The organism is Pseudoalteromonas sp. S1610 (genome assembly GCF_005887465.1).
GTDB classification, from domain to species: Bacteria; Pseudomonadota; Gammaproteobacteria; order Enterobacterales; family Alteromonadaceae; genus Pseudoalteromonas; species Pseudoalteromonas undina.
In genome coordinates, this window is sequence record NZ_PNDI01000002.1 from 96,583 (window position 1) to 120,688 (window position 24,106).

Annotated in this window: 27 protein-coding genes; 16 read left to right on the forward strand and 11 right to left on the reverse strand. The window is 38.7% G+C overall.

The window, feature by feature from the left end; genetic code table 11:
- Positions 1 to 25: 25 nt before the first annotated feature.
- The 7 genes from CWB77_RS01530 (at position 26) to CWB77_RS01560 (ending at position 5,027) form a co-directional block, all read left to right on the forward strand.
- On the forward strand, positions 26 to 784 hold the full coding sequence (locus tag CWB77_RS01530) for a hypothetical protein (RefSeq protein ID WP_055011845.1): 759 nt from the start codon (positions 26 to 28) through the stop codon (positions 782 to 784).
- A gap of 70 nt (positions 785 to 854) precedes the next feature.
- Positions 855 to 1,622 (forward strand): hypothetical protein, encoded by a 768-nt coding sequence (locus tag CWB77_RS01535; RefSeq protein WP_055011846.1) that lies wholly within the window; start codon positions 855 to 857, stop codon positions 1,620 to 1,622.
- Between the two features lie 114 nt (positions 1,623 to 1,736).
- Positions 1,737 to 1,976, forward strand: coding sequence for an Imm32 family immunity protein (locus CWB77_RS01540; RefSeq protein ID WP_055011847.1), 240 nt, complete (start codon positions 1,737 to 1,739; stop codon positions 1,974 to 1,976).
- Positions 1,977 to 2,037: 61 nt separating this feature from the next.
- A complete protein-coding gene (locus tag CWB77_RS01545) occupies positions 2,038 to 2,367 on the forward strand; it encodes a hypothetical protein (protein WP_055011914.1) in 330 nt (109 codons plus the stop codon).
- Between the two features lie 151 nt (positions 2,368 to 2,518).
- Positions 2,519 to 3,337: an alpha/beta fold hydrolase gene (locus CWB77_RS01550; RefSeq protein ID WP_046225087.1), complete on the forward strand. Its 819-nt coding sequence runs from the start codon at positions 2,519 to 2,521 to the stop codon at positions 3,335 to 3,337.
- Positions 3,338 to 3,448: 111 nt separating this feature from the next.
- Positions 3,449 to 4,168, forward strand: a complete 720-nt coding sequence (locus CWB77_RS01555; RefSeq protein WP_138620995.1) for a hypothetical protein — start codon at positions 3,449 to 3,451, stop codon at positions 4,166 to 4,168.
- Positions 4,169 to 4,598: 430 nt separating this feature from the next.
- The gene (locus CWB77_RS01560; RefSeq protein ID WP_138620997.1) at positions 4,599 to 5,027 is read left to right on the forward strand and encodes a retropepsin-like aspartic protease; all 429 of its coding nucleotides are present in this window, start codon (positions 4,599 to 4,601) and stop codon (positions 5,025 to 5,027) included.
- Positions 5,028 to 5,234: 207 nt separating this feature from the next.
- Here CWB77_RS01560 and CWB77_RS01565 read toward each other — a convergent pair whose 3' ends face one another.
- Entirely contained in the window at positions 5,235 to 6,347 is a 1,113-nt protein-coding gene (locus CWB77_RS01565) for a response regulator (RefSeq protein WP_249931413.1), read from the reverse strand.
- Between the two features lie 285 nt (positions 6,348 to 6,632).
- Between CWB77_RS01565 and CWB77_RS18555 the strand changes: the two genes are divergently transcribed.
- The 4 genes from CWB77_RS18555 (at position 6,633) to CWB77_RS01580 (ending at position 8,755) form a co-directional block, all read left to right on the forward strand.
- Positions 6,633 to 7,031: an alpha/beta fold hydrolase gene (locus tag CWB77_RS18555; protein WP_249931414.1), complete on the forward strand. Its 399-nt coding sequence runs from the start codon at positions 6,633 to 6,635 to the stop codon at positions 7,029 to 7,031.
- Between the two features lie 125 nt (positions 7,032 to 7,156).
- Entirely contained in the window at positions 7,157 to 7,426 is a 270-nt protein-coding gene (locus CWB77_RS18560) for an alpha/beta fold hydrolase (protein ID WP_249931415.1), read from the forward strand.
- Between the two features lie 139 nt (positions 7,427 to 7,565).
- Positions 7,566 to 8,375 (forward strand): hypothetical protein, encoded by an 810-nt coding sequence (locus CWB77_RS01575; protein WP_138620999.1) that lies wholly within the window; start codon positions 7,566 to 7,568, stop codon positions 8,373 to 8,375.
- On the forward strand, positions 8,363 to 8,755 hold the full coding sequence (locus CWB77_RS01580; protein WP_138621001.1) for a hypothetical protein: 393 nt from the start codon (positions 8,363 to 8,365) through the stop codon (positions 8,753 to 8,755). Before CWB77_RS01575 ends, CWB77_RS01580 begins: the two co-directional genes overlap by 13 nt.
- 130 nt (positions 8,756 to 8,885) lie before the next feature.
- Here the strand turns inward: CWB77_RS01580 and CWB77_RS01585 are convergent, their stop codons facing one another.
- Complete coding sequence (locus tag CWB77_RS01585) at positions 8,886 to 10,067, reverse strand: PQQ-dependent sugar dehydrogenase (RefSeq protein ID WP_138621003.1); 1,182 nt, start codon at positions 10,065 to 10,067, stop codon at positions 8,886 to 8,888.
- Between CWB77_RS01585 and CWB77_RS01590 the strand changes: the two genes are divergently transcribed.
- A complete protein-coding gene (locus CWB77_RS01590; RefSeq protein ID WP_138621005.1) occupies positions 10,052 to 10,513 on the forward strand; it encodes a hypothetical protein in 462 nt (153 codons plus the stop codon). The genes CWB77_RS01585 and CWB77_RS01590 overlap by 16 nt on opposite strands.
- A 74-nt stretch (positions 10,514 to 10,587) precedes the next feature.
- Here CWB77_RS01590 and CWB77_RS01595 read toward each other — a convergent pair whose 3' ends face one another.
- Positions 10,588 to 11,787 carry an Nramp family divalent metal transporter gene (locus tag CWB77_RS01595; RefSeq protein WP_138621008.1) on the reverse strand — a complete coding sequence of 400 codons (1,200 nt, stop codon included), beginning with the start codon at positions 11,785 to 11,787 and terminating at the stop codon, positions 10,588 to 10,590.
- 421 nt (positions 11,788 to 12,208) lie between these two features.
- On the opposite strand from CWB77_RS01595, the gene CWB77_RS01600 reads away from it, so the two are divergent.
- Positions 12,209 to 13,258: an endonuclease/exonuclease/phosphatase family protein gene (locus CWB77_RS01600; RefSeq protein ID WP_138621165.1), complete on the forward strand. Its 1,050-nt coding sequence runs from the start codon at positions 12,209 to 12,211 to the stop codon at positions 13,256 to 13,258.
- A gap of 52 nt (positions 13,259 to 13,310) precedes the next feature.
- Here CWB77_RS01600 and CWB77_RS01605 read toward each other — a convergent pair whose 3' ends face one another.
- Positions 13,311 to 14,474 carry a DUF3103 family protein gene (locus CWB77_RS01605; protein WP_138621010.1) on the reverse strand — a complete coding sequence of 388 codons (1,164 nt, stop codon included), beginning with the start codon at positions 14,472 to 14,474 and terminating at the stop codon, positions 13,311 to 13,313.
- A 267-nt stretch (positions 14,475 to 14,741) separates the two neighbouring features.
- Here CWB77_RS01605 and CWB77_RS01610 point away from each other — a divergent pair, with 267 nt between their 5' ends.
- Complete coding sequence (locus CWB77_RS01610) at positions 14,742 to 15,161, forward strand: MAPEG family protein (protein ID WP_010389742.1); 420 nt, start codon at positions 14,742 to 14,744, stop codon at positions 15,159 to 15,161.
- A gap of 52 nt (positions 15,162 to 15,213) precedes the next feature.
- On the opposite strand, the gene yddG is transcribed toward CWB77_RS01610, so the two are convergent.
- The 3 genes from yddG to CWB77_RS01625 form a co-directional block, all read right to left on the reverse strand.
- The gene (yddG, locus tag CWB77_RS01615; protein WP_138621012.1) at positions 15,214 to 16,116 is read right to left on the reverse strand and encodes an aromatic amino acid DMT transporter YddG; all 903 of its coding nucleotides are present in this window, start codon (positions 16,114 to 16,116) and stop codon (positions 15,214 to 15,216) included.
- 183 nt (positions 16,117 to 16,299) lie between these two features.
- The gene (locus CWB77_RS01620) at positions 16,300 to 18,147 is read right to left on the reverse strand and encodes an ABC transporter ATP-binding protein (RefSeq protein ID WP_138621014.1); all 1,848 of its coding nucleotides are present in this window, start codon (positions 18,145 to 18,147) and stop codon (positions 16,300 to 16,302) included.
- Between the two features lie 109 nt (positions 18,148 to 18,256).
- The gene (locus CWB77_RS01625) at positions 18,257 to 18,712 is read right to left on the reverse strand and encodes a phosphate-starvation-inducible PsiE family protein (protein ID WP_008110035.1); all 456 of its coding nucleotides are present in this window, start codon (positions 18,710 to 18,712) and stop codon (positions 18,257 to 18,259) included.
- A gap of 258 nt (positions 18,713 to 18,970) precedes the next feature.
- Here CWB77_RS01625 and CWB77_RS01630 point away from each other — a divergent pair, with 258 nt between their 5' ends.
- Positions 18,971 to 20,365, forward strand: coding sequence for a M28 family peptidase (locus CWB77_RS01630; protein WP_138621016.1), 1,395 nt, complete (start codon positions 18,971 to 18,973; stop codon positions 20,363 to 20,365).
- 121 nt (positions 20,366 to 20,486) lie between these two features.
- Positions 20,487 to 20,933 (forward strand): DUF4826 family protein, encoded by a 447-nt coding sequence (locus CWB77_RS01635; RefSeq protein WP_008110031.1) that lies wholly within the window; start codon positions 20,487 to 20,489, stop codon positions 20,931 to 20,933.
- An 81-nt stretch (positions 20,934 to 21,014) separates the two neighbouring features.
- Here CWB77_RS01635 and CWB77_RS01640 read toward each other — a convergent pair whose 3' ends face one another.
- The 4 genes from CWB77_RS01640 to CWB77_RS01655 are packed head-to-tail and all read right to left on the reverse strand — an operon-like array spanning position 21,015 to position 23,925.
- A complete protein-coding gene (locus tag CWB77_RS01640; protein ID WP_010389747.1) occupies positions 21,015 to 21,482 on the reverse strand; it encodes an outer membrane lipoprotein in 468 nt (155 codons plus the stop codon).
- Positions 21,483 to 21,497: 15 nt separating this feature from the next.
- Positions 21,498 to 22,115: a penicillin-binding protein activator LpoB gene (gene lpoB / locus CWB77_RS01645; RefSeq protein ID WP_010389748.1), complete on the reverse strand. Its 618-nt coding sequence runs from the start codon at positions 22,113 to 22,115 to the stop codon at positions 21,498 to 21,500.
- Between the two features lie 11 nt (positions 22,116 to 22,126).
- On the reverse strand, positions 22,127 to 22,552 hold the full coding sequence (locus CWB77_RS01650) for a YcfL family putative periplasmic lipoprotein (protein ID WP_138621018.1): 426 nt from the start codon (positions 22,550 to 22,552) through the stop codon (positions 22,127 to 22,129).
- Between the two features lie 8 nt (positions 22,553 to 22,560).
- Entirely contained in the window at positions 22,561 to 23,925 is a 1,365-nt protein-coding gene (locus CWB77_RS01655) for a COG3014 family protein (RefSeq protein WP_138621020.1), read from the reverse strand.
- Between the last annotated feature and the right edge of the window lie 181 nt (positions 23,926 to 24,106).

Here is a 24,106-nt window from a genome sequence, read left to right on the forward strand (position 1 = left end):
TTAGTGCTATTTATGGAGTATTACTGTGAGCACAGAGCAAAATGTAAGAGTAATAATGGAGCCTGCAGATAAAAAAGATGGCTGGGATATTCTAAAAATATTGGGAATAGTAATCATCGCTCCCTTGATAGCCTTTGTCGGCACGATGTATACAAATGCACTTAAAGAACAAGAAATTAACGTTAAGAATATTGAGTTAGCTGTGGATATATTAAAGCAAGAGTCTGATAAAACGGATAAATATGTCAGGCAGTGGGCAATAGATACAATTAATGAGTATTCGAAAGTAAAATTGACAACGAAGGCGCAAGAAGCACTAAAAGAATCTCCAATTGTTAGCTCTATATCAGGTATCAGATTCGACTTGAATATAATGAAAGACTTCGTAAGTAATGAGAACGTCCTTCGTCTGATAGGCTATAACGATAATCCCGAAGATATTTTCATTGAGTCTGTCACCATATTGGGAGATAAAAATTCTGGCTGTGAAAAGACTCTGAAAATAGGAACTAGATTTAGTAGCTACTCATCTTCTATTGCACCATTATTATCAAAAAAAGATTTATTAAGTTGTTTAAATGCTGATGAATTGACTAAGCAAGGCTATGAGTTTGCTGAAGTAACTTTGAAACCTACTCTAGACATGAGCTATCTAATTAAAGCGGGTGGAGGAATGAGTTCCAGAAATCTTCCATTTGCAGTAAACGTTGAGTATCGAAATGGTAGCTCCAAGGCATCCTCTTTATTTGGTGTCCATTTACATTTTGTGCAAATACAGCACTAACAAGGCGCTCAAGCAAGGACACAGTAAACTGTGCCGCTTAGCTTGGCGTTAGAACTACTAGGGAAGAATCGTGGACACATTGAAGAAGATCCTATTTTTTGACGTATTTCCCTTCTTATGTAGGCTGATTGGGTGCGGATTCTTAATTATCGCTTTATATGGAATCGGTTTTCCGCCGAAAAGTGAGATTGGTACTACATCAGCTTCGCTTCTAGTTTTATCTCTGTTTTTCATGTTGTTACCGTTAGCCAAGAAAATTAGTCTTGGTAAATTACTCACCTTTGAGCGAGAAATCGAAAAGGTGAAAACTGAAGTTACAGACTTTAAGGGAGAGACAAGAGAATTTCTTAACGTTTACAGTAATATGATTACCGCAATATCAAATACTGTGAATCAGACTGTGAATGTTCATCTGCCAGGAAAGGAGCAAGTCCAAGAAGCTAAAGAGGAGTTGAGATCAACAATTAATCAGGAAGATAATAGCTCAAATATCGAAGATGAATTGCAGGAATACATTAGTCTTTCAGGCAATGATATGAATTTTGCGCTAGCACGCTTACGGATGGACTTGGAAAAATCAATGCGTGCCATTTTGGGTAAAAGAACTCAAACGTCAGATCCTATGGAAATGAAATCGAAATTCATGTCAGCTAGGCAGCTCTTCAAAGAGCTAACGGTTCAGTATCCCAACTATAAAGGAATGCACAGCTCTTATGATTACATACTTAAAATATGTAATGCCGCAATTCACGGTCAACAAATATCTAACGGGCATGGTCAAGAGGCCTTATACATGGGGCTCCAAATGTTAAAAGAGTTAGAACGTGTGCAAAATTAGTTCTAACAAAACAATCAACCGGACTCCGCTAAGCGTGGTTCGCTTTGCTCACAATACCACGCTTAGCTACGCTCGGTTATTGTGGCGTTATAGGGCAATGGACTTCGGAATTAAATGAAAGTTTACGGATATACAAAAGAACAGGTGGAGGCAGGTACTGAAACACCCTCAGTACTTTCAGAAGTTACATTTGTTTCGAACCCTGATGAATTACGCAAACTAGCAAACGCTATAAATAATATTGCGCAGGAAATTGAAGAGAATCCAGATGACTTTGAACACGGCCATTTAACTGATAATAACGGGGCTTTTTCAGATACGAGTATTATCGTGTTTAATGACGAAGCCCTATAACAATGCGCTTAAGCTTAGGACGCAGTAAACTGCGCCGCTTAGCATGAGCGTTAGTTTTCTTATGATGATTCGTTTTATATTTTTAAGTTTGTTTATGATTGCAGGGACAACTATGGCTTCAAATGAAATAGGAGTACCTGAAGGAGTTTCGGCTGAAGATTGGGAAGCCTATCTAAAGCACAAAAAGGATTGGGAAGCCATGCTTCAGCAAAGGTTTGAAAGTGAACTCAAAGCGAATCCTCCTTTACCTCCTTGGGAAAAATTCCCTGAATATGAACCTAGCAATATATTTTGGCGAATGGGAACAGGTGAAGAGCATCTAATCGATTATTTTGGCGTTTATTTAAAGTACGCAAGTAAAGACGATATTCAAGCATATAAATTGAAATAGCCCGCTCCTAAAATTTGGGAAAATTGGTATAACGAAAACTAACAAGTTAATTAAACAGTGGACGCAAAACAGCAGGCTTGCGCTCATGCTTCGCTTAGTTTAGCCTGCTATTTTTCGCCGTTTATTAAGGCGTTATATTCAAGGAGATACAATGGACATTTGGAGTTTACCTTATACTTTTGAGTATGAGGGTCGAAAGGTGAAATATGGGATTGAAGGAAAAGGAGAGCCTCTTGTTTTAGTTCATGGTACGCCTTGGTCATCATTCAACCTTAGGCACTTGATTCAAGCACTTTCGAGCCACTATACAGTCTACTACTTTGATTTACTTGGTTATGGTGAATCAGATAAAAGTGATGCGGATGTATCTTTAAAAATACAAAATCAGCTATTAGACTCATTAATAGGTCATTGGCAGCTTGAGTTACCTTATATTGTGGGGCATGACTTCGGCGGTACGACAGTACTGAGAAATTACTTGCTGAATCAACGAAAGTACAAAAAGATAGTTGTAATTGATCCAGTTGCGTTATCTCCTTGGGGCTCACCATTTTTTAAACATATTGAAAAGCATGAAGAAGCCTTTGCAGGAGTGCCTGATTTCATCCATTCAGCAATCGTTGAAGCATACATAAAAACAGCGTCATATCAGCCATTATCTCAGGAAACAATTGACGGTATTCTCCGCCCTTGGTCTGGAGATGAAGGTAAGAAAGCTTTTTATAGGCAAATAGCTCAAGCTGATTCAAAGTATACGGATGAATTTCAAGATAAATTCTCTAGCTTTGATGTACCCACATTAATTCTTTGGGGTGAAGAAGATCAATGGATCCCTGTTGAGCAAGCTCACGTACTTCATAGTAAAATTAAAGGCTCTAAGTTAGTTACAGTGCCTGAATCTGGACATTTGGTTATCGAAGAAAAACCAGAAGCATTGGTTAAAGAGATCCGAGAGTTCTTCGAAAGTTGAATATAACAAAGCATTTAAGAGTGATTCCTTACGCTTGGCAGTTTCGCTTCGCTCAAGTGTAGCCAAGCGTGCGTCACACCTTAATGCGGCGTTAGTTTATAGGAGAGTTTAGTGTTAGATTTTTTACCCATAGTATTTTTGGTAATTACTGGTCTTGGTGCAATTGTTGGTGGCACTTGGGATTCGACTAAAGAGGGTACAGATAAACTTACTACGCCTGGCAGGGTAGCTGCGATTACTCTATTGTTTTCTACAATCTTTTCTTCTTATGTGGCTTATAACAATTATGAATCGAAACAACAAAAAGAAACTTATAAAATAGAGATATCTTCAATTATTGCCAATCAAGTTAATGAAAGTATAAGAGAACTACTTGCACCTTTCAGAGCTTTATATATTGAAAATACTGGAGGGTACTACTTACCTGATGAAGAAATAACTTTATCTATGTTACTAACTCCTGAAAACATTAAAAAATCACAAGTAACATGTTTTAAAGATTTGCCTAAGACCTTTACAAGTTCGAGTGGAAGAACCTGGGATGAGAGGTTTTCAGTTGGTATTTCTAGAGGTGTACACAAATTAAAGCAATTAAAATTAGTTCACTCTAACCACATAGATTCCAATTTATTGAAGAGCATATATGATTTACTAGACAATGGAATTATGACTATTTACGCTTATTCTCCACGAGAAAAAAAGCCTGAAAATGGGAAAGAACCTTTACATGACAAATGCTTTATTGGCCAGCCAATAGGGTCTCATAAGCAGTATTTGACCATGATAAAAACTATTTCTGATGCTAATAAATCAAATGTATTTATAAACTAACAAGTCACTGAAAAGGACAATGCTAACAGTTTGCTCAGTTCCGCTTCGCTTCACATTTTAGCAAACTATTTACCAGCCCCTTATTTGGGCGTTATGCGCCAGATGCGAATTCGAATAATTTTATTTGTTAAAACCAAAGGTGGTCAAATCTTGACTTCAGACATCAGCACTTAAATTTACAAAAACGCCTTAATTCAATCTGTTATTTTTCCTCTAAAAGCGAAGCGTCTCTTATCCTCTTTGTGAATTAATGTTGCTTTGCCAACATAAGTTTTGTGCGTTTGGGGAGAGTTATTTTTAGCAAATTATAATTACGATATAGGCGTTGGTGAAAAGCCATTTGTTTACTTATTTATAAGGTGGGTTGTTTTCATAAGTGTTTGTAATATAGTGTCTATTAATTAACCTAAATATAGAATAAGGAACATTCATGGAATTAGCCAAAACCACAAGTTTGAAATTTGAAGTAACAGAAACAGGTCATCAAATAATACAAGCTAAAATAAACGGGCATAAAGTAAATTTAATTTTAGATACAGCAGCGGGTGCATCTGTTTTAGATAGGGCATGTATTCAAAAGCTTGGAATAAAAGAAGTGTTTAGTGAAGAAAATGCCGCAGGTTTAGGTACAGCCGACCACAAGATGGGCTTAATAGACGTTTTGAAATTTGAATTAGCAGGGCAGTTGTTTGAAAGTACAGAGTTTGTATCACTAAACCTAGACCATGTTCAGGTAGCTGGTGGTGACAATATAATACATGGATTATTAGGCTCTCCATTTTTTAGAAAATACCAAGCGGTGCTAGATTTTGGCACTGATACACTGACAATTAGTGAGCCATTAGCTGATTATGAGTAATTAAAGCGGCTTAATTTAAGCCGCAATTTTGCATATTATACACAGCGTGATAAGTCGGGTTGCCCCAAGTAAATTCATCATTTTTGTCGGATGGCGTGGCTTCGCCACTTATCCGACCTACGTCTAAAGGTAAGTTGGTTAAGCCAAAGGCGCCACCCAACAGAGTTCTACGGTTCTATCGAGCTCAGTCTATAAATTGTACTTAATTTATTCAACTGCTTTTAAGCGTTTTGTTATGGCTTGTAATTTTTCTTCTAGTGTAAAAGACAGGACTAAGGTTTCTTCTACAATTTCTTTCGTTTCATCAACTAATCCTACTAGCTCCGACTCTTGCTCTTCATCCAAACCTAGAGTGATCATTTTTGATTGTATAGCTTGAGATAAATCATTAACGAGTATTTTTACTTGCTTATCTTGCTCTGAGCATAGCTTTTTTATGGTACTAAAATCATCAGCAAGTTGGCTCTTGAGGGTGTTTAAAGCTTGTTGACGTATCGTCGCTTTTTCTAATTGCTGTTCAATAAATTCCATTCGGCTTTCTATAATAGTAAGTAAAATAGCAAAATTATCTCGAAGTCGTCCGAGTAAGCCTTCATCTTTTGCATTTATTCCTTTTACAAGTATTGAGCAAGCAGGTGCGTTAAATAATAAGTTAGAGCTAAATGGCACTATTCGTTTTGCTCTTCTTCCCAGTTCAAGAATTTCTTTTTCTAGTTCAGAAATAGTTTGTTTTGGAAATTGGTGATATTGGTCTGCTACTCTAAACTCTACACAGCAGCTGGCGCCTGCATTGGTAAAGTACTGCTGTACGTTAGCAAATAATGCATCTAGATCGGTTACGTCAAGGTTGTCAGTAAAGAATGAAACTAACTCTCCGAGTTCACTTGCTTGTTGCATTGAGGTAAAAGCAGTTGTAGAGGCCACATCGTACATTTCTTTTAGATTATTTCGCTCTGTAATACGCAGTTCAACACGCTTTAATTTTTCGTTTAGTTCCTTAAAGTCTACTGGCTTGGCAATATAATCATCGCCGCCATACCCATATGCTGTGAGTTTGTCTTCACTTGATGTTAAAGCGGATATAAATATAATTTCGCAATCATCGTATTCACCGGATTGTTTTATTTGTTCAACTAAATCATAACCAGTAAGGCCATTACTAAGTAAAATATCCATTAAGACGACTTGTGGCTGGTGCTGTTCCATTAGTGCTAATATTGGCTCGGTTCCATCAGATGAAGCAATATCGTGTTGCTTAGAAAGCGCAATTTCCATGATGTTTCTATTTTGAGGGTTATCGTCAACGGACAATATTTTCACTTTGACTCCTTAATTTAGTTATTGTCGTCCTATCTTAAATGATATTAGTCATGGAAATGGCTACCCGCAAATAATAAATTCATGTACATTTTCATGGAGCACTTAAGTAACACCACATTAAAAGTTTATTATGATAGATACTTTATTCATTTGTTTATAATCCTATAAATGCGCCGAAATCGTCATGAATGTCATTAGTAACACTACAATAATTACTTACTATTAGCTTCGTGGCATAAAAGCCAATCGACGTTTGAACTTCAAGGTCATGAGATTAGATATCATGTGCAAGGGGAAGAGGGAACACCGTGTTTATTACTGATCTATGGTTACCCAACCACAAAATGGGATTGGCATAATCAATGGGCTGAGCTCACTCAACACTTTAAGGTATTTCCCCTCGATATGCTGGGCTTTGGCTTTAGTGACAAACCGCAAAATGTTACTTACACCTTAAATATGCAAGCGGATTTACTGACTCGCTTTTTAAAGCTTTTAAATGTAAAAGTAGCGCATATTTTAAGCCACGATTACGGTGATACGATAGCGCAAGAGCGACTTGCTAAAAGCAACTTAAATGAGCTGCATGCCATCAAAGTACAAAGCGTTTGCTTTCTTAACGGCGGGTTATTTCCAGAAACACACAAACCTGTATTTTTGCAAAGCTGTTACTTAGCCCTATAGGTGCTTTAGTGTCGCGACTTGCAAACTTTAAGCGTAATTTTGATAATATATGCGCTACACCACTTGCTGAGAAAGAGCTCAAGGAGTTGTGGTAGTTAATTGCATATAAACAGGGCAAGCCAGTCATGGCAAAACTGATTTATTACATCACGGAGCGTAAATTACATCGCGTTCGTTGGATGAGCGCTTTACGAAAAGCAGATTTACCCATGCGGTTAATTTGCAGTATGGACGACCCCGTTTCGGGCCGTTATATGGTTAAACGTTATCGCGAATTAATCATTAATCCAGATATTATTGAACTAGAAGGGGTAAGACATTACCCGCAATTAGAACAACCAATTCAAGTAACTCAGTTATTTTTTGATTTTCATCGGCAAAAGGTGAAGCATTAGATTTTTAAAAGTTGGATGTTGAGATAGGTACTCTTGACACTAAAATCTTTGAAAAGTATATTGGACTAGTTAGAGGAACTAATAGAATTGTTAAACAAAAGCATTTTAGCAATTATTACTAATGATAATGGAATATAAAATGGATTCAACAGCTGCGAACCCGCAAAAACACTCTCTTACGCTCGATATTTTTGAAGAGCATCTTCATAAAGCAATCGATAAACCCACTGTTAACTATCGTATGGTACGGGTAGGGCCCTCTCGAAATGGCCGAGGTACCAAGCTAAAAGTTCATAACGGGGCTCATAAAGCAACTTGGGCTAAAACGACCATTAATAGTCGTTTAAGGACCATCAATATTGATGTTTACCTTAATTTTAAACAAAACAGTTTGCAACAAGGCGATTATCTTAAATTAAAAACGTTGGCTATAGCTGGTATTAAACAATATTGGTCAAATACAATTACAGTAGCGGGTGTGCGTTTTAATGTAATAGTTAATCCTTTACATAAAAGTAGTTCTGATGCCATTCCTGTAGACCTAGAGATAGAGGAAAGTGAAAGTTATGGTCGTTCAATGAACCCAGCTATATTAGGTATTGATGCGAGTTTTATTTATCAAAGAGGATCTGTAACAGCTGGTATACCATCAAAATTGATTGATGATGAGTTTAAGTTGGTTTCAGCGCATGAGTTTGGCCATTCTATACTTGTGTATGTAGGAGGAATTAATTTATCTTGGGGTCATAAAGGTAGTACAAATGTTCTCCTTCAAAATGTTAAAGCGTCTTCTCCAGGTTATCCAAATCAAGGAAAGATTGATCTCATGAAGTATTACAATGACACAAAAAATACCGCTAACTTGAAGCAACGCATTACACGCAGTGAAGCGCTTGAAGTTGATATAAAAAGATTAATTTGGAGTTCTGAGGTTCTATGGAAAGATTAAAGGTATTAATTTTTGGATTACTAATAACTTTTGTATTGAGCTCATGTTCAAGTATTTACTGGGCTAGTGTTAAGAACTCTACGGCTGAAGAATTAATGGTTAAAGTGGTGTTTAAAACTGAGTACGGTACTCAGGTAATGGACATGCCATTAAAAGCAGGTGAAGTAAACGTTTGGCAATATGAACAGTCATCAAGTGAATCAAAAATAATGGATAAATATTTATCTTCAATTGAGATAAGTGACGGCAGTGGCTGTTACTTAGTTTTTAATAAAGAAGAGATAAAAAAGAAGGTTAAAAATACAACGCGGCAAATCGTAATTTCTCCTGATGATTTTCAAAAAGCCTGCAAGAGGAAAGTTAATTTAAACACACCATAAAAATCTTTTAGTAAAGCACTCCTAAAGGGTCTGACTTTAAGTATGCTACTTTTAGTCTCGTAGGATTTATTTTAATGTTTAACTTTTAAAATAAATCCTACGAGACAATCACCATTCATTTAAGTGAAAATCACTTTGGCGTTACCAGCATTAACCTTGCCTCTTTTCCATCCGTTAATATCGCTATATTACCTTCAGCAGTAACAAACACATCTCTGAGCCTGCCTGTGGCTTCTGGAAAAATATGCGACTGGGTGTATTCACCATTTGCTAAATTAACGCTGTAGAGCTTTTTATCGACCAATGTAGTAATAAGCACGTGGCGTTGCAGTGAAGGGAAGGCTGCATGCTTAGAGCCATAATATGCCATGCCTGATGGCGCAATTGAGGGAGTCCAATCTACGGTTGGTTTAGCCATGCCTGGGTAGTCTCTAAAGGGCGAAATGCGTGCTTGTGAATAATCGTCGCCGTTAGTGATTACTGGCCATCCGTAATTGGTGCCAGCTGTTAAATAGTTGAGCTCGTCACCGCCTGCGGGGCCATGTTCGTGGCTAATAATTTGCTGTGTATCGTAATCATAAACCAAGCCTTGCAAGTTACGGTGCCCGAGTGAATAAATGGCATGCGCGTTAGCGTTTTTGTGACTAATAAACGGGTTATCGTTTGGTATTGTGCCGTTTAAGTTAATGCGTAATGTTTTGCCAAGTTGACTGGTAATAACCTGTGCTTGCTCGCGGTAGTCAAAACCATCACCACTTGAAAATAATAAGGTATTATCAGGCAGCACAAGCGCGCGGCCAGAATAATGCTGCGGTGTGCCTTTATCGGTGGCGACTTTATAAATAATTTTTGGCGTTGAAAATTGCGCACCATCAAACGTGGCTTTGGCTATTACTAGCCTGTTTGCATCAAGCTCACCTTGGGCGTAAGTGAATATAATTTCTTTTGATTCACTGTAATTTGGCGAAAGCACTACATCAAGTAAACCACCTTGCCCTGCAACGTATAAGCCCTCGAAGTTTATTTTAACTCGGGTTTGTTGGTTGTTTTTAATGATAACAACATGGCCATCACGCTCGGTGATTAACCAGGTATTGTTTGGGAGTTTAACCATACTCCACGGTGAATTGAGCCCTGTTGCTAAAGTACTAGCTGTGTATTGCTGTGTTGGCAGCTCGGCACTGGCGTGACAAGAAAACGCTAAAAGTGACAGTAGCGTAATACAATATAGAGATTGTTTACCCTGCAAGCCTTTGCTAGTGTAAGGAAAAAGTTTTATTTTAAGTTGAGATAACCATGCAGTTTTTAACACGTATACTCCCGTCATTTTTAGTTTCTTGGTTACTTACATTCACTCTTGCTAGCTTGTTTCATAGTCAATACGTTGTCAATCAATTAGTTAATGTAGGTGTTGTAGTGGGCTTTAATGACCGTGTTAACTTAATCCTTGAAGATTGGCTTGGCTTGCTACCGACCTATGGCGCTATTATTTCTGTTGCACTTGCTATCGCGTTTTTGGTTACTTGGTTTATTGCTAAAAAAATGAACAAGCAAGGTACACAACTATTTGTTATTGCTGGTGTGGTGGCGTTTGCAACGGCGTTAATTGCGATTGAGTCAATTATGAATATTACTATTATTGCAGGTGCAAGAGGTTGGGGTTTTTATGCGCAATTATGTGCAGGTGCAGTAGGGGGTTATGTATTTGCAAAACTCATTAAGGAAAATAAGCACAAGGCAGCGCATCACGGCTTTTAAGTCAGCATTGGTCTGCAATGTAAAAAGCCGCTATTAATATAGCGGCTTTTGTGTGTATAAATTGCGTCGTGATATCAAAAAATCAAACTAAACAGCTTGTAACCACTTAAGCCAAAAATAAGCACTAACACCGGTAAAGTAAGTAAGTTTACCAACATTGAGTTGGTGTATTTGCCCATTACTGATTTTTGGTTAACCAGCCACACTAGGTAGGTGGTTACAATAGGCAGTAATAAGCCATTAGCTGCTTGGGCAAAAATTATCACCGCGACAGGGTCTAAACCCAGAGACGCCACCGCCGCACCAAATAATAAAATAACAATGGCGACACTTTTAAAGCGGGTGTTATCCATTTTATTTGACCAACCTAACATGCCACATACTGCATATGCACCGGCAAGGGGAGCTGTTATTGCGCTGGTTAAACCTGCTGCAAATAAGCCAATAGCAAAAAAGTAATGGGCAGCATCGCCAAGTAATGGCTCAAGTTGTACCGCCATGTTGGCAGCGCTAATTTGCCCTGCATCTGTGCCATAAAATGCCACTGACGCGGTTGATAAAATTGCCAGCGTGATCACGCCACCTAAGGTGATAGACACACCCGTATCTACATTAGTTTGCTTAATAACTTTTTGCTTATCACTTTTGCTGTCGTGTCTTGCAGCTAAAACACCTGAGTGTAAAAATAAGTTATACGGCACTATGGTGGTGCCCACTAATGCCAATACGGTGGTAATTGAACCCTCAGGCATGCTAGGAATAAAACCAGCTAATACGTCACTGAGCGAGGGAGCCGCCATAACAAGCGTAGAGATAAACACTAGGCTCATTAAAATCACTAGTAAAATAAGCGCATTTTCAACAACTTTGTGTTTACCGCTATAAAGTAGTATGGCACTTAAAAATGCAATCAGTGGCGTCCAAAGTTGGGCATTTACCTGAGGGAATATTTCAATTAATCCCATGCTGGCACCGCTTAAATTACCAGCCTCGTAGGCGGCACTGCCAACACCAATGGCGCTGATCACTAAAAATATAGCGAGAGATTTAAATAGGGGAGTTTCAATATGGGCTCTTAGTGCTTGTGCTAAGTCTTGCCCAGTGGCTACGCCTAGGCGCGCCGCCATAGATTGTAATAATATGGTGGCAATTACTGAAAATAGTAATGTCCATATTAGTGCAAAACCAAAGTTTGCACCCGCTACGCTCGCGGTGGTAATAGTCCCTGGTCCAATGAAGGCAGCGGTGACGAGTAGTCCTGGTCCTAATCGCATAGTTTGACCCTAATAGTGCTTTTTATATTGCTATTTAAAGTTACACCTAACGTTTGTTTAACGTGATGCCTGTAATATTGCTGCCACTTATACTAAGTGCCTTGCAGCATTAGCCGCCCCTTGGCTTTGCCTTTTTTGATAACCATATGTTAAAAAAGGTCGCGTAGCATACCAACTTGTATATAAATTTAAAGGGGATAGGTTTCGTTTGCTTAAACTTTAAACGATTTAATTGGTTTTAGTTGTTATCAAGCTTTGGCACTCAGCAAAAATCTTATATGATGTTGACAATAGCACACAATATAAACTTTCAAAGGCGACCATTATTAGTGACTGTAATACATCACCTTTAACTGATAACTCAAAACAATCCCCTGAGATGATGATAACCAATTCAACATTAAAAATAGCCACATTTAACCTGTTTAATTATCTTGAGCCACCTAATGCTTATTATGAGTTTGAGCGGATATATACCGCAGAGCAATGGGCAAAAAAACAGCGCTGGATTATTGATTATTTAACCGAGCATCAGCCCGATGTAATTGGCTTTCAGGAAGTGTTTAGCATTGAGTCGCTTAGAGAATTAGTAAAGCAGCAAGGTTATGAGCACTTTGCTGTGGTGGATGAGCCACAGGTAATAGATGATTTTATTTATAAACGCCCCGTTGTGGCAATAGCAGCAAAATACCCTATCGTTGAAGTAGCGAGCGTAAAACACGACTATGAGCTTGTCAGTACTTTAGGTTTAACTGAAGATTTTGCCTTTAGCCGTAGAGTACTTAGAGCCACAATAAGTTTGCCGCATATCGGCAATACCGATTGCTATGTGGTGCATTTTAAATCTAAACGGCCATCAATTGAGATTGATGAAACTAATAAAGAACTAACCGCTGAAAAAAACATTATTGAAATTTTAAAAGCAAATGTAGCGGGTGGCTGGGGCTCAACTATTCAGCGCGGTAGTGAAGCAACATTGCTGATGATAGAAATGATAAGCCGTCGTGAGGCCACGCAACAGCCTATGATACTAATGGGAGATTTTAATAACGACCTAGCTGATGGCGTTTTAAGCCATTTACTAACCAATACACTGCGTTTTGCCCCCGCGTTTGATAGTAAAACCTACCTTGCAAAATATTGTCTTAACGATGCGTGGCAGTTATTTACAAAGTTAAACGATGATTGCGAGCCTGATGAAGTATCTAATGAGTCAATACAAGGTGTTATCGATAAAGATAATCAAGGCTTAAAACCACTACGAAAAGCAACACATTACTTTGGCGCAAGCAGTTCAGTACTTGATTATATTTTGTTGTCTTGTGAGTTTGATTCTGGCTATGACGACAGTTTTTTTGAAGTAAGCGATTATCATACTTACGATCGTCATTTAATTAACCCCGAGTTTGAGCGAGACGATTTAGGTACCGATCACGGCGTTGTATGTATCACGCTTAAACTGCGGGAGTAATGATTAACTCACCACTGTTTAGTTACCAAGCCAAACAGTGGCGAGTCGCTATTTACTGACGAGGGTTAATCTCTAAAGGTGACAAGGTAATAGTAGCATTACTACTTGCGCCTTTGTAACCTTGATACTCTTTGTTTTCAAATAGCGTGTAAAAAACATCAACATAATCATCATTATTGGTAAACCATTCATCAGGCATTGCTTTAAGCAATTCATTAGTAAGTTTAGGAATAATAGTATAGCCCTGTGCTTGTAAATCAGGGATACTTGCCATTACTTGCTCTGATATTTCTAATAATTTCATTGCTAAGGTTTTATAATTAGTGTTGTCATCTTGCTCCATTAAAAGCAAATCGACCGCTTGCCAACGATAACGTTGCCAATGAATTAAAACCTGATTAGGGCTGTAAGTGGTTTGGTCATGATCTAAATAAGGTAAATCAACAATATCTAATATTGGTTCATCTCTGCTAGGATTAATCCCCGTTACGATGGCATAAACTTCTGCCTTTCCTGAAATCCAAGGCTCTTTATCATCCTCTAAATGTATTTTTTTTAGCACGCTAGTTTGTAATGGCTGCTCATTACTTAATTGATTTTGTGGACTAACCATGTTTTTGCTGAACTTGTTAGCAGACAAAATTCCTTTCATTACTGCAATACCCGCATCCTGTACTTTTTGTTGATCTAACTCCACAATAAAAACAGGTTGGGTTGGCATTTGGTCAACGCTCAGATAATGAATGTCACCAAACTGATCGAACGCTTCAATCTCGCTCCATTGGCTATCGTCACCAGCGGGTGCAAATGCGAATAAAGGGTTTTCACCTTGTTGCCAATCAGTAAGCATGGACTCACTTGCCAAACGAACTTGTAACAAGCTTCCTGTATTGTTTGGTAAGCCTTTAAGCTGTTGTAAGGCACTATTTGCCTGACTTATATTACGTTTTGTATGCCTTGCTACTGTTGATAACTGATCAGCATTTAAAACTAAGTTATATTTATTTAATGATTGTTTTAAATCAGCATCCAACACTGGATAATTAAGCGCTACTTGCTTTGCGAAATTACGCTTAATAGTTGCTACGTTTTTGTATTGAGCTTGCTGTACCAAGTTTTCTGTATTTTCAATATGATCTTGAGCTGAAAAAGCAGGTACTGATATAAAGTTCAATAATGCCGCTGTAGCTAAAGATTTGGTTATTTTATTTTTCATACAAATTCCGCCGTTCCGTTTCTAGTAACACTATAAAACAATAATTAGAATAAATGCTCAAGTTAAATTTATAAAATACGTAATTAGTATTAATCTTGGCTTGCGGTTTTATATACATTACATAAACACCGTAATTTTTATATAAAGCAGGAATCTATTACAAAAAATGTATATTTTATAAAATAATTTATATACATATCAGTGGTTTAAGTTTGGCTTAATAGTTGCTGTAACTATTACTCTAATAACAACACAAAGGAAAAAACAATGACCGATATTGCACATTCTGCGTTTGTAGCATTTTATTTATACTTAATTATGATGTTAGTTCAGTGGGCTGTGGCGACGTTTAGTAAGGCTAAACAGCCCGGTGCAGTGCCAGGAAAAATAGATAAAGAGCTATCTCATGAGAGCTTTATATTTAGGGCTCATCGTACTTTTCATAACACCCTAGAAAACAGCGCGTTGTTTATAGGAACGGTTTTATTTGCTTTTGTGATGAATTACCACAGCTCGGTATTTGCAATATGTATTTGGGTATATGTGATTGCACGTTTAATTCATATGGCACTGTATTACGCAATTGCCACCGAGAAAAACCCCAGCCCGCGTAGTTACTTCTTTTTAATCAGTGTGATAGCAAACATTGTGATGTTAGTGCTGTTAGGACTGCGATTAGCTAGTTAAGTAAATGATTAAAGCGAAAAGCAGACAGCCTCTAGCTTTTCGCTTACATATTTTATCGGGCTGGCTTTGTTTTTCGGGTCACAATAAAACACATTAATGAGCCTAATGTCACTAACACAACGCCTTGCCAGAATGCGCTGGTGAGCGATACTGATAAGTAGATAGCAGCAAATAGTGTTGATAACACAGGGATAAAGTAAGACAAGGTGCCTAACAACACTAGGTTACCGCCAATTATTGCTTGGTTCCACAGTGCGTAACCTCCACCAATAACCACGCCTGCCAATATTAAGGTAAAGCTAGAATCTAGGCTAAACTCAAAGCTGGGTTCATTACTCAATCCGTAACTTATCCATAAAGAGATTGCCGTGGCTGCAAAAAATACACTAATGGCATTTTTACCCTCGCTAAGTTTAACCGTTACACTGCAATATATAGCCCAAATAAACGCCGCTGCGAACGCCATGGAGTAGGGTAATGGATTGTCACTAATATTAGCGGTTAATACTCCTACAGATAAACCACTATTACCTGCAATGCACCATGCAACGCCTAAAAACGCAATCAATATGCTCGGGTATACTAATACGCTTACTTTAGTACGGTTAACAATAATCGATAATAAAATGGTTAACGCTGGCCAAAGGTAGTTAATAATCGCCATTTCCAACGCTTGCTGGCGACTATTTGCAAAGCCGAGGGATAAAGCTAAACATATTTCGTAAATAACAAATATGCTGCCACCAAAGACTAAATAGCGTTTTGGATAATTGCTTAGCTTTGGTACACCCATGACTAACATTAAAAAAATCGCACTGACGCTATAAATTAAAGCGGCACCGCCAATTGGGCTAAATAATTCTGATAAATCACGAATAAAGGCAGTTAAACTGCTCCAAAGTAAAATAGCGAGCACTCCATAAAGGGTGTATTTATGTTCGCTTAATAAAGACATGGTGAATTGCCTGATGAATGATAAAAAAATCAGTCGCGAATGTGACATTATAAAAACAGTGGGGCAATAGGTGGGCTATAAAATTCGACTAAAAGGCTATAAATAGCATTTAAAATCAATAATAAAGTTAAATTTTAGTAAACAAGAGCAGGCCAAATGATGACCTACTCTGAGATGGTTTTTTTATTCAATACCAATAAAGCCGCCAGTTTGATGTGCCCACAGTGCAGCGTAAATGCCGCCTTGGGCAATTAACTCATCGTGACTGCCTTGCTCTACAACACCACCTTCATCAAGCACAATAAGCCTGTCCATTTGTGCAATGGTTGATAATCGGTGTGCAATAGCAATAACCGTTTTGCCTGTCATTAAATCATCTAAGCTTGCTTGAATAGCTGCTTCTACCTCTGAGTCTAAAGCGCTGGTGGCTTCATCAAGTATAAGAATAGGCGCGTTTTTAAGTAACACCCGAGCAATAGCAATCCGCTGGCGTTGCCCGCCCGAGAGGGTTACTCCTCGTTCGCCCACTTGTGCCTCAAAGCCTTTATTGCCTTTGCTGTCTTCTAAATCGTTTATAAAATCGAGCGCTTTGGCTTGTTTGGTCGCATCGAGCATTTCCGCTTCTGTGGCATCGGGTCTGCCGTATAAGATGTTATCTTTTACTGAGCGGTGAAGTAGTGAGGTGTCTTGGGTAACCATAGCGATATAGCGGCGAAGGCTTTCTTGGCTTACATCAGTTATATTTTGGCCATCAATACTAATACAGCCTTTGTCTGTATCGTAAAAACGTAGCAACAAATTAACTAATGTGGATTTACCTGCGCCAGAGCGACCCACTAAGCCAATTTTTTCGCCCGGTTTAATATTTAAGTTTAAATCGTTAATTACTGGGCCTCGGTTATTTTCATTAGCGGCTTTACCATAATTAAAGTGTACATTGTTAAAGTCGATTGCCCCTTGAGTTACTTTTAAACTATCGGCATTTGGCTTGTCATCAACCGCAATCGGGTTTGAAAGGGTGCGCATGCCATCGGCTACGGTACCAATGTTTTCAAATAAGCTGCTAATTTCCCACATTATCCATTGAGCCATACCATTAAGCCTTAACGACAAACTCAATGCTACTGCAATAGCCCCCGCACTAATGGCACTTAACGACCATAAATACAAAGACACCGCTGCCACCGAAAATACCAGTAAATAGTTCAAGCTTTGAATAACCACGTTAAGGCTGGTTACTAAACGCATTTGTTTATATACAGGCTGTAAAAATACGTCCATGCTTTGTTTTGCATATTGCTCTTCGCGTTGGGTGTAAGAAAACAGCTTAATGGTTGAAATATTGGTGTAGCTATCAACAATACGGCCAGTCATTTCTGAGCGTGCATCAGCTTGTGAGCTCGCAATGCTTTTTAATCGTGGTACAAAGTAAATTTGCACGCAAATATATAATGCTAACCACACTAATAACGGCAGCATTAAGCGCCAATCTGAGGCGGCTACTAAAAACACCATTGAGCCAAAATAAACGGCAATGTACATCAATACATCAAGTAACTTAGTGACTGACTCACGCACAGCTAATGAGGTTTGTAACACTTTAGTGGCTATTCGCCCGGCAAATTCATTTTGATAAAAGCTAACACTTTGGCGTAATAAATAACGGTGCGCTAACCAACGTATCGACATCGGATAGTTGCCCAACAGTGCTTGATGTAAAATAGCTGACCTAAAAAATACCACCACAGGCATCACAACCAAAAGCATTAACCCCATTTTTATTAATTCGGATTGTTGCTGCGAAAAAAGTTCTTCAGGGGTGTACTCGCCAAGCCAGTCAACCAGTTGTCCCATGTAACTAAATAAAGACACTTCTAAAATAGCTAATAATGCGGCACTGAGCGACATAAGGACTAATGACAGTTCCATGCCTTTGGTGTAATGGCGGCAAAATGCAAATAAGGTATTAGGAGGCTGAGACGGAGAACGCTCCGGGAACGGTTTAGTCATCCGTTCAAATAATCGATACATATTAGAAGCTTATTAAGTATTTATAGAGGTATCCCACTATACCATTGTAAAGCGCAAAGGCGCAGTGGGAATGAGGTATTTAGCTGTTATCTTAAGTTAAGTTAACGATTTACAGTTTTGTATGACCGGTTTTATTTTTTACCAGCCAGTAAGATATACCTAAGGCTAAAGTCACTAATGCAAGGCCAATAATTTGCTCTGAGGTCACTAATTTTAAATCTAAAACAATAATTTTACGCGCCACAGCCATTAGTGCGGTGGCAATGACCAGCTCAACAGGCAGTGAACTTGAGCCTAAATATAAACGAATATTGGTAAATATTTCTACCGCAATAAGCACCACCATAAAAGCACCAAAGGTTTGCAGAATGTCTTCAATGTTTAATAAAAAGTAAGGGGGAGAGCTCAATCGCATATATAAAACATATACTACATCAGCAATACTCCAAAAAATAACTAGCACCATGAGCACCGCTAATATTTTAATAGCAAAGCGAATCGCGTGATGTAAATACTGCATAAGCGGGTCAACATGATCCTCAGGTAATTCTTCGTGTTTCTTCATATTTTTACAGCACCTTATTATTTTTAAACTGGGTATATAAAATGATAGCTGATTAATCGTGTTTCTCTCTTTAATATACGTACAAAACAGCATAAGTGATTATTTTTATTAAACTAGAAACTGAGCAAGCGATAGCTAAACTAAGCGTGTTAATTAAATGTAATTTAACCTGAGGTTTTTAACGTCTATCTCAAATGCATTGCTGTATACCTGCAGAGCTGTCATTTTAAAAACATCAACAATAAGGATTAAACTGCTATGTCAATTTCACCTTTAAAGTTAGTTACTCGGATTATTAAGTATAGTGCGGTTGCATCTGTTTGTAGCGCGTCATTTTATAGTGTGGCTGCACAAACCACACAACAAGCATCATTGCACAATATTGCAGATCAAATTTCAGCGCAGCGTATTGGAGATGATATTCAAACGTTAGTGGATTTTGGTACCCGCCATACTTTATCTGAAACTAAATCGGATACCCGTGGTATTGGCGCGGCAAGACGCTGGATAAAAAAAGAATTTGAAGCAATTTCGGCACAGTGTGGTGGCTGTTTAGAGATACTAGAAGTAAAACAAACCATCTCGGGTGAAAAGCGCATTCCTGAACCCGTGGAAGTGGTTAACATAATTGCGATTCAGCGCGGTAACACCGATCCTAACCGTATGGTGATGATGTCGGGAGATATAGACTCACGCGTTAGTGATGTTATGGATTTTACTAGCGATTCACCTGGGGCAAACGATAATGCATCAGGGGTTGCCGGTGTGATTGAAGCGGCACGGGTGTTATCGCAATATACATTTAATGGCTCAGTGGTATATGCAGCACTCTCAGGTGAAGAGCAAGGTTTATTTGGCGGTAAAATTTTAACTGCTTACGCACAAAAAAATAACTGGCAGGTTCATGGTGTTTTAAATAACGACATGATTGGTAACATTACCGGCATTAATGGCGTAACCGATAACACCACTGCACGTATTTTTTCTGAAGGTACGCGTGTAGTTGAAACTAAAGAACAAGCCCGTACTCGTCGTTTTACTGGCGGCGAAGTTGACTCAGCGAGCCGTAATTTAGCGCGTTACATAGACACCATTGCTGATAAATACATTGAGAACTTAGATACCATGCTGGTATATAGGCTCGACCGTTTTGCACGAGGCGGGCATCATCGTCCGTTTAATGATGCGGGTTTTGCGGCTGTACGCATTATGGAAACCAACGAGCATTATGATCGCCAACATCAAGACCTGCGCACCGAAAATGGGGTAGTGTACGGTGATACTATTGATGGGGTGGATTTTGATTACGCCGCAAAACTTACCTCGTTAAATGCGGTAAGCCTTGCGTCAATGGCGTGGGCTCCTGCGCCACCAAAAGAGGTGAAAATTAGTGGTGCCGTACGCGCCAGTACCACTCTTTCTTGGCAGCCAACAGAGGATAAAAATGTAGCAGGCTATCGTATATACTGGCGCTATACTAGTGAACCACAATGGCAATACAGTCAATGGGTTGATAAGGTCAGTGAATTTACCCTAAAAAATGTGGTTATTGATAATTACTATTTTGGAGTTGCTAGCGTGAATAAACAGGGTATTGAGTCGCCAGTGGTATTCCCGGGTGCTGTGGGTTCGTTTGATCACAACATAAAGTAAGTGTACTTTGCTTAAAAACCCAGCAAACAGCTGTGAATAAGGTGTTAAGCACGCTATTTATGCTTGCGCCTTATTTGTTATGCCCTTAAAGTGTAAACAAAGAAGTAAAAAGGTTATTAAAATGCAGCAACAAGAACAAAAACCATTAACACCAGAGCAGCAAGCTGAACTTCAGCAACAAGAAATTCAATGGCAGCGCGAATGTTTTCAAAATGCGCAAAAACATTTAGCTGAAAAAGGCATTATGCCTAAAACCTTGCTTGAAAAAGAAAGCCGTTTTTTAGCGCCTTTATGCGCGCTTTGGAAATTTAAAGCGCAAAACGGTAAAAGCTACTGGGTGATCACCGGTCGTTTACCAACTGATCACGCTGAAGCGTCTGCAGCAAAAGATGCACGTGATGCCATGCGTTATTTTTCATTGCAGTGGCAGCTAAAAGCCGACCAAATTATTACCGCGGGTGCGCGAGATAAAACCCAAGCTGATTTTGCAAATTTACTGATTAACCGTGCACATGGTTTATATGAAATGCATGAAAACGAGCAGCTTTGGGCAAAAGAACCCGCTTAATAAATAAAAGTGAATACATTTAAAAAAACCTAACTTAGTGACCTAAGTTAGGTTTTTTTCAGCTATCGCCTTGCAAGAGGCTTAATACGCGCTATCTACTCGTACTGTGTTATTAGTTAAGTAAATAAGGCGAACATTATCCCCTTGGTGAAAACGCATAGCGGGATCGTTGTCTTGTACCACCATAAATTGCTCACCACTTTCTACTTGTATCAGTAATTCAACGAGCTGTGTGTTTTCATAGCGCTGTGTTTGCTGCTGATTATGAGCAACGTTACCACCAATCACCGATCCTAAAATAGTCGCTACAGTTCGACCACTGCCGCCGCCAAACTGGTTACCAATAACACCGCCTAGTAAGGCACCGCCAAAGGTTTTCCAGCCGTTACTTTTGTCTTGTACTAATTGTTGCTCAGTAATAGTGCGCACCGACTTTACTTTACCAAATAGTACTTGCTGTACAGGAACGGCTTTATTTCGTTCGTACTTGGCAAACGTTGGGGCACTTACTACTAATAAAGCGCATAAAATTAAGCTAAGCGTTTTCATAATTCGCTCCAGTTATTACCAACCAAACGTTGATTTTTCACGCGTCTTACGAATTTCAGTTTCGTCAGCCCATTCAACAAGACCGCTTTGCATATCCATTAAACGCATTGTAAATTTGTAGTACACATCGGCTTTATCTGCATTAGATTTAACAATGCTTGATAGGTTACCGTACAGCATATATTGCGCACCAATTTGCTTACCAAAAGCCACAGCAGTACTTGGGTTGACTAAGGCGTCTTCGTTTTGAAATGTAATTTGCTCACGAACCGCCTCTACACGGGTCATATCAACAAATCTAAATTTGCCGCTACGCAGTAATTGAGTAGAGATTGAGTCGGTGATTGATTCTGTATCTATGTGTTCACTGGTTTTATTTTTAATACGCTCTACAAATACCACAGGGCGTGTATTGGCGGTCATAGTACCAACCACAGGCGAACTAAGCAGAGAGTCGGTCATTTGCGAGGCAACTTTTTGTAAGTCTGTAGAGCCAAAGTTTATATCTGTGGTTTCTACGGCTTGGGCATCACCATAGCTGACAACAGCTTTGTTGGCACAGCCTGCAAGTGTCAGTGCCGCTAAGCCTAAAATTGCATAACTAGACAGTGATTTAAATTGTTTATTGATCATCATGATTTCCTTTAATCTTTAAATTCTTGTGCGTCGGTTGAAACTTCTCTTACAGCTAATGAGAAGGTAACGGCATTAGAGCTAGGTGCTAGTCCTGCAAGCTGAGTTTTAGCAAAGCCAAATAATGTTAGGGCTTGCCACGGTGAGTGATTGCCTTTAATAACAAAGCCATCTTTATCAAACCAGTTAAATTGATACTGTAAGTATTGCGACTTTTTATAGGTACTCGCTAAAGTAACCACTACGTCGGTAAGGTTATTTGTTTGACGCGTTTTTACATCACTTATTAAAAGCTTTTTAGCTAATTGTGGATTATTAACATTGAGCTGCTCTTTGTAAGCGTTGGTAGTTTGCTCAACCCCAATACCTGAGGTTACAGGTCGGCTGCTACACGCGCTGAGCATAAACAGCGCAATAACGGGAAGTATGTATTTCATGATGGCTCCTAAAGTTGCACTACATGGGAATTAAAATAGTTATTAACAGAGGTTAGGTAGATTAACGTTAACCCTTGCTTACTAACGGTAAAATTTATTGGCGGTTGCGAGCCAACGTTTAGAGTATTTTCGCCTGCTTTTACTGCGCTGCGGGCAAGGCTGATCTGATTAGGCAGGGTAAGCCAACTACGTGTATCTGCTTGCTCAGATGCAAGATTATACAAATTTGCCAAAATGTTCCCCACATCACCGGCACTGCGCGCAAGCTCTGCACGCATTTTTTCTTTAGCGACAAGACGTAATATTTGCCTTGAAACACGCCCAGCTACTTGCTGCTCTAACGTTTTAGCGGCCAGTGCCTCTAAATGCACTAACGGACTTAATGCTAATACTTGGTTATTAACTTTTATATTATTCACGGCGCTGCTGTAAGCGTTATTTATATAAACGGGCATTGCTAAGCTATAAAAGCGGGCATCCCCCTGCGAAGTATAAATAGGCAATCGCAATTTAAACTCGTGCTGTTTTGGTATTAGGCCTTGTTCAAATAATATAACCACTTCGCCTTGATTTTTATCTATGGTGTTTACTTCACCAAACTGTCGCTTAAATTGTTTGTAGTCATCCGCAAAGCCTTGCTGCTTAGCAAGGCGCAATATATCTTGCTGTAAATACTGATTATTAGGTTGTATTTCGAGTGCTTTTTTATAGTCTATGTAGGCATCATCGCCTTGCTTTGCCGTTTCATATAACAACCCTGATAAGTAAAACGTGTACGCATTTTGAAAGCCATTTTTTACCGAGCGAGTTAAATTATCCATGCCTGGATAGTGTTGCTGTGCTTGAGCAACGGCATTATCAAACTCGCTTTGATTATCGAGTAGTGCATCAACTTGTACTTTATTGGCTCGGCGTATTTCAACTAACGCGCTCTCAATATCATGTTTATAAACATAATTAAGTGCTTTGTAGCTATGCAACATACTCATTTCGTAGGCTGGTGGGATATAACCTATTGCTGAGTCGTTAGTTAACAGCGCATTACTTTGTTCAAGCCCTGCACTTACTTGTATTTTTGCAGCTTGGCGCTTAGATTGCATCTGTTGGTAGACAGTTTCAAAATATGTTTGCGCACTATCTGGATTATTAGCTAAATCAGCAATACGCCCTTGCTCTAATTGGTTCAGTAAATAATTACTGTGGGCTTTACTGTTGGTTTTTATAAGGGTGCGTACATTTTCAATATTATTATTGCTAATAGCTTGCCTAACAGGGGTGGTGTTTGTGGCATAATCATTAAACAAGTCGTTAAAGCCAATAGTGCTGCAACCACTTACAATAAAGCAAAAACTGAAAATTAAAATGTGACGCACACGCACTCCTTTTATCTATTTAATAAGGTTAACACATGGCTTATAAATGTAGGTGTGAAAGATTGTAAAAAAGCGTAGTGTATAAACATTAAAGCTTTATTATTAAAAAATAACCATATTAACGTTTACTACAATGGACGCTAATTTAATCTGTATATAAATACGGTATATATTTATCAAC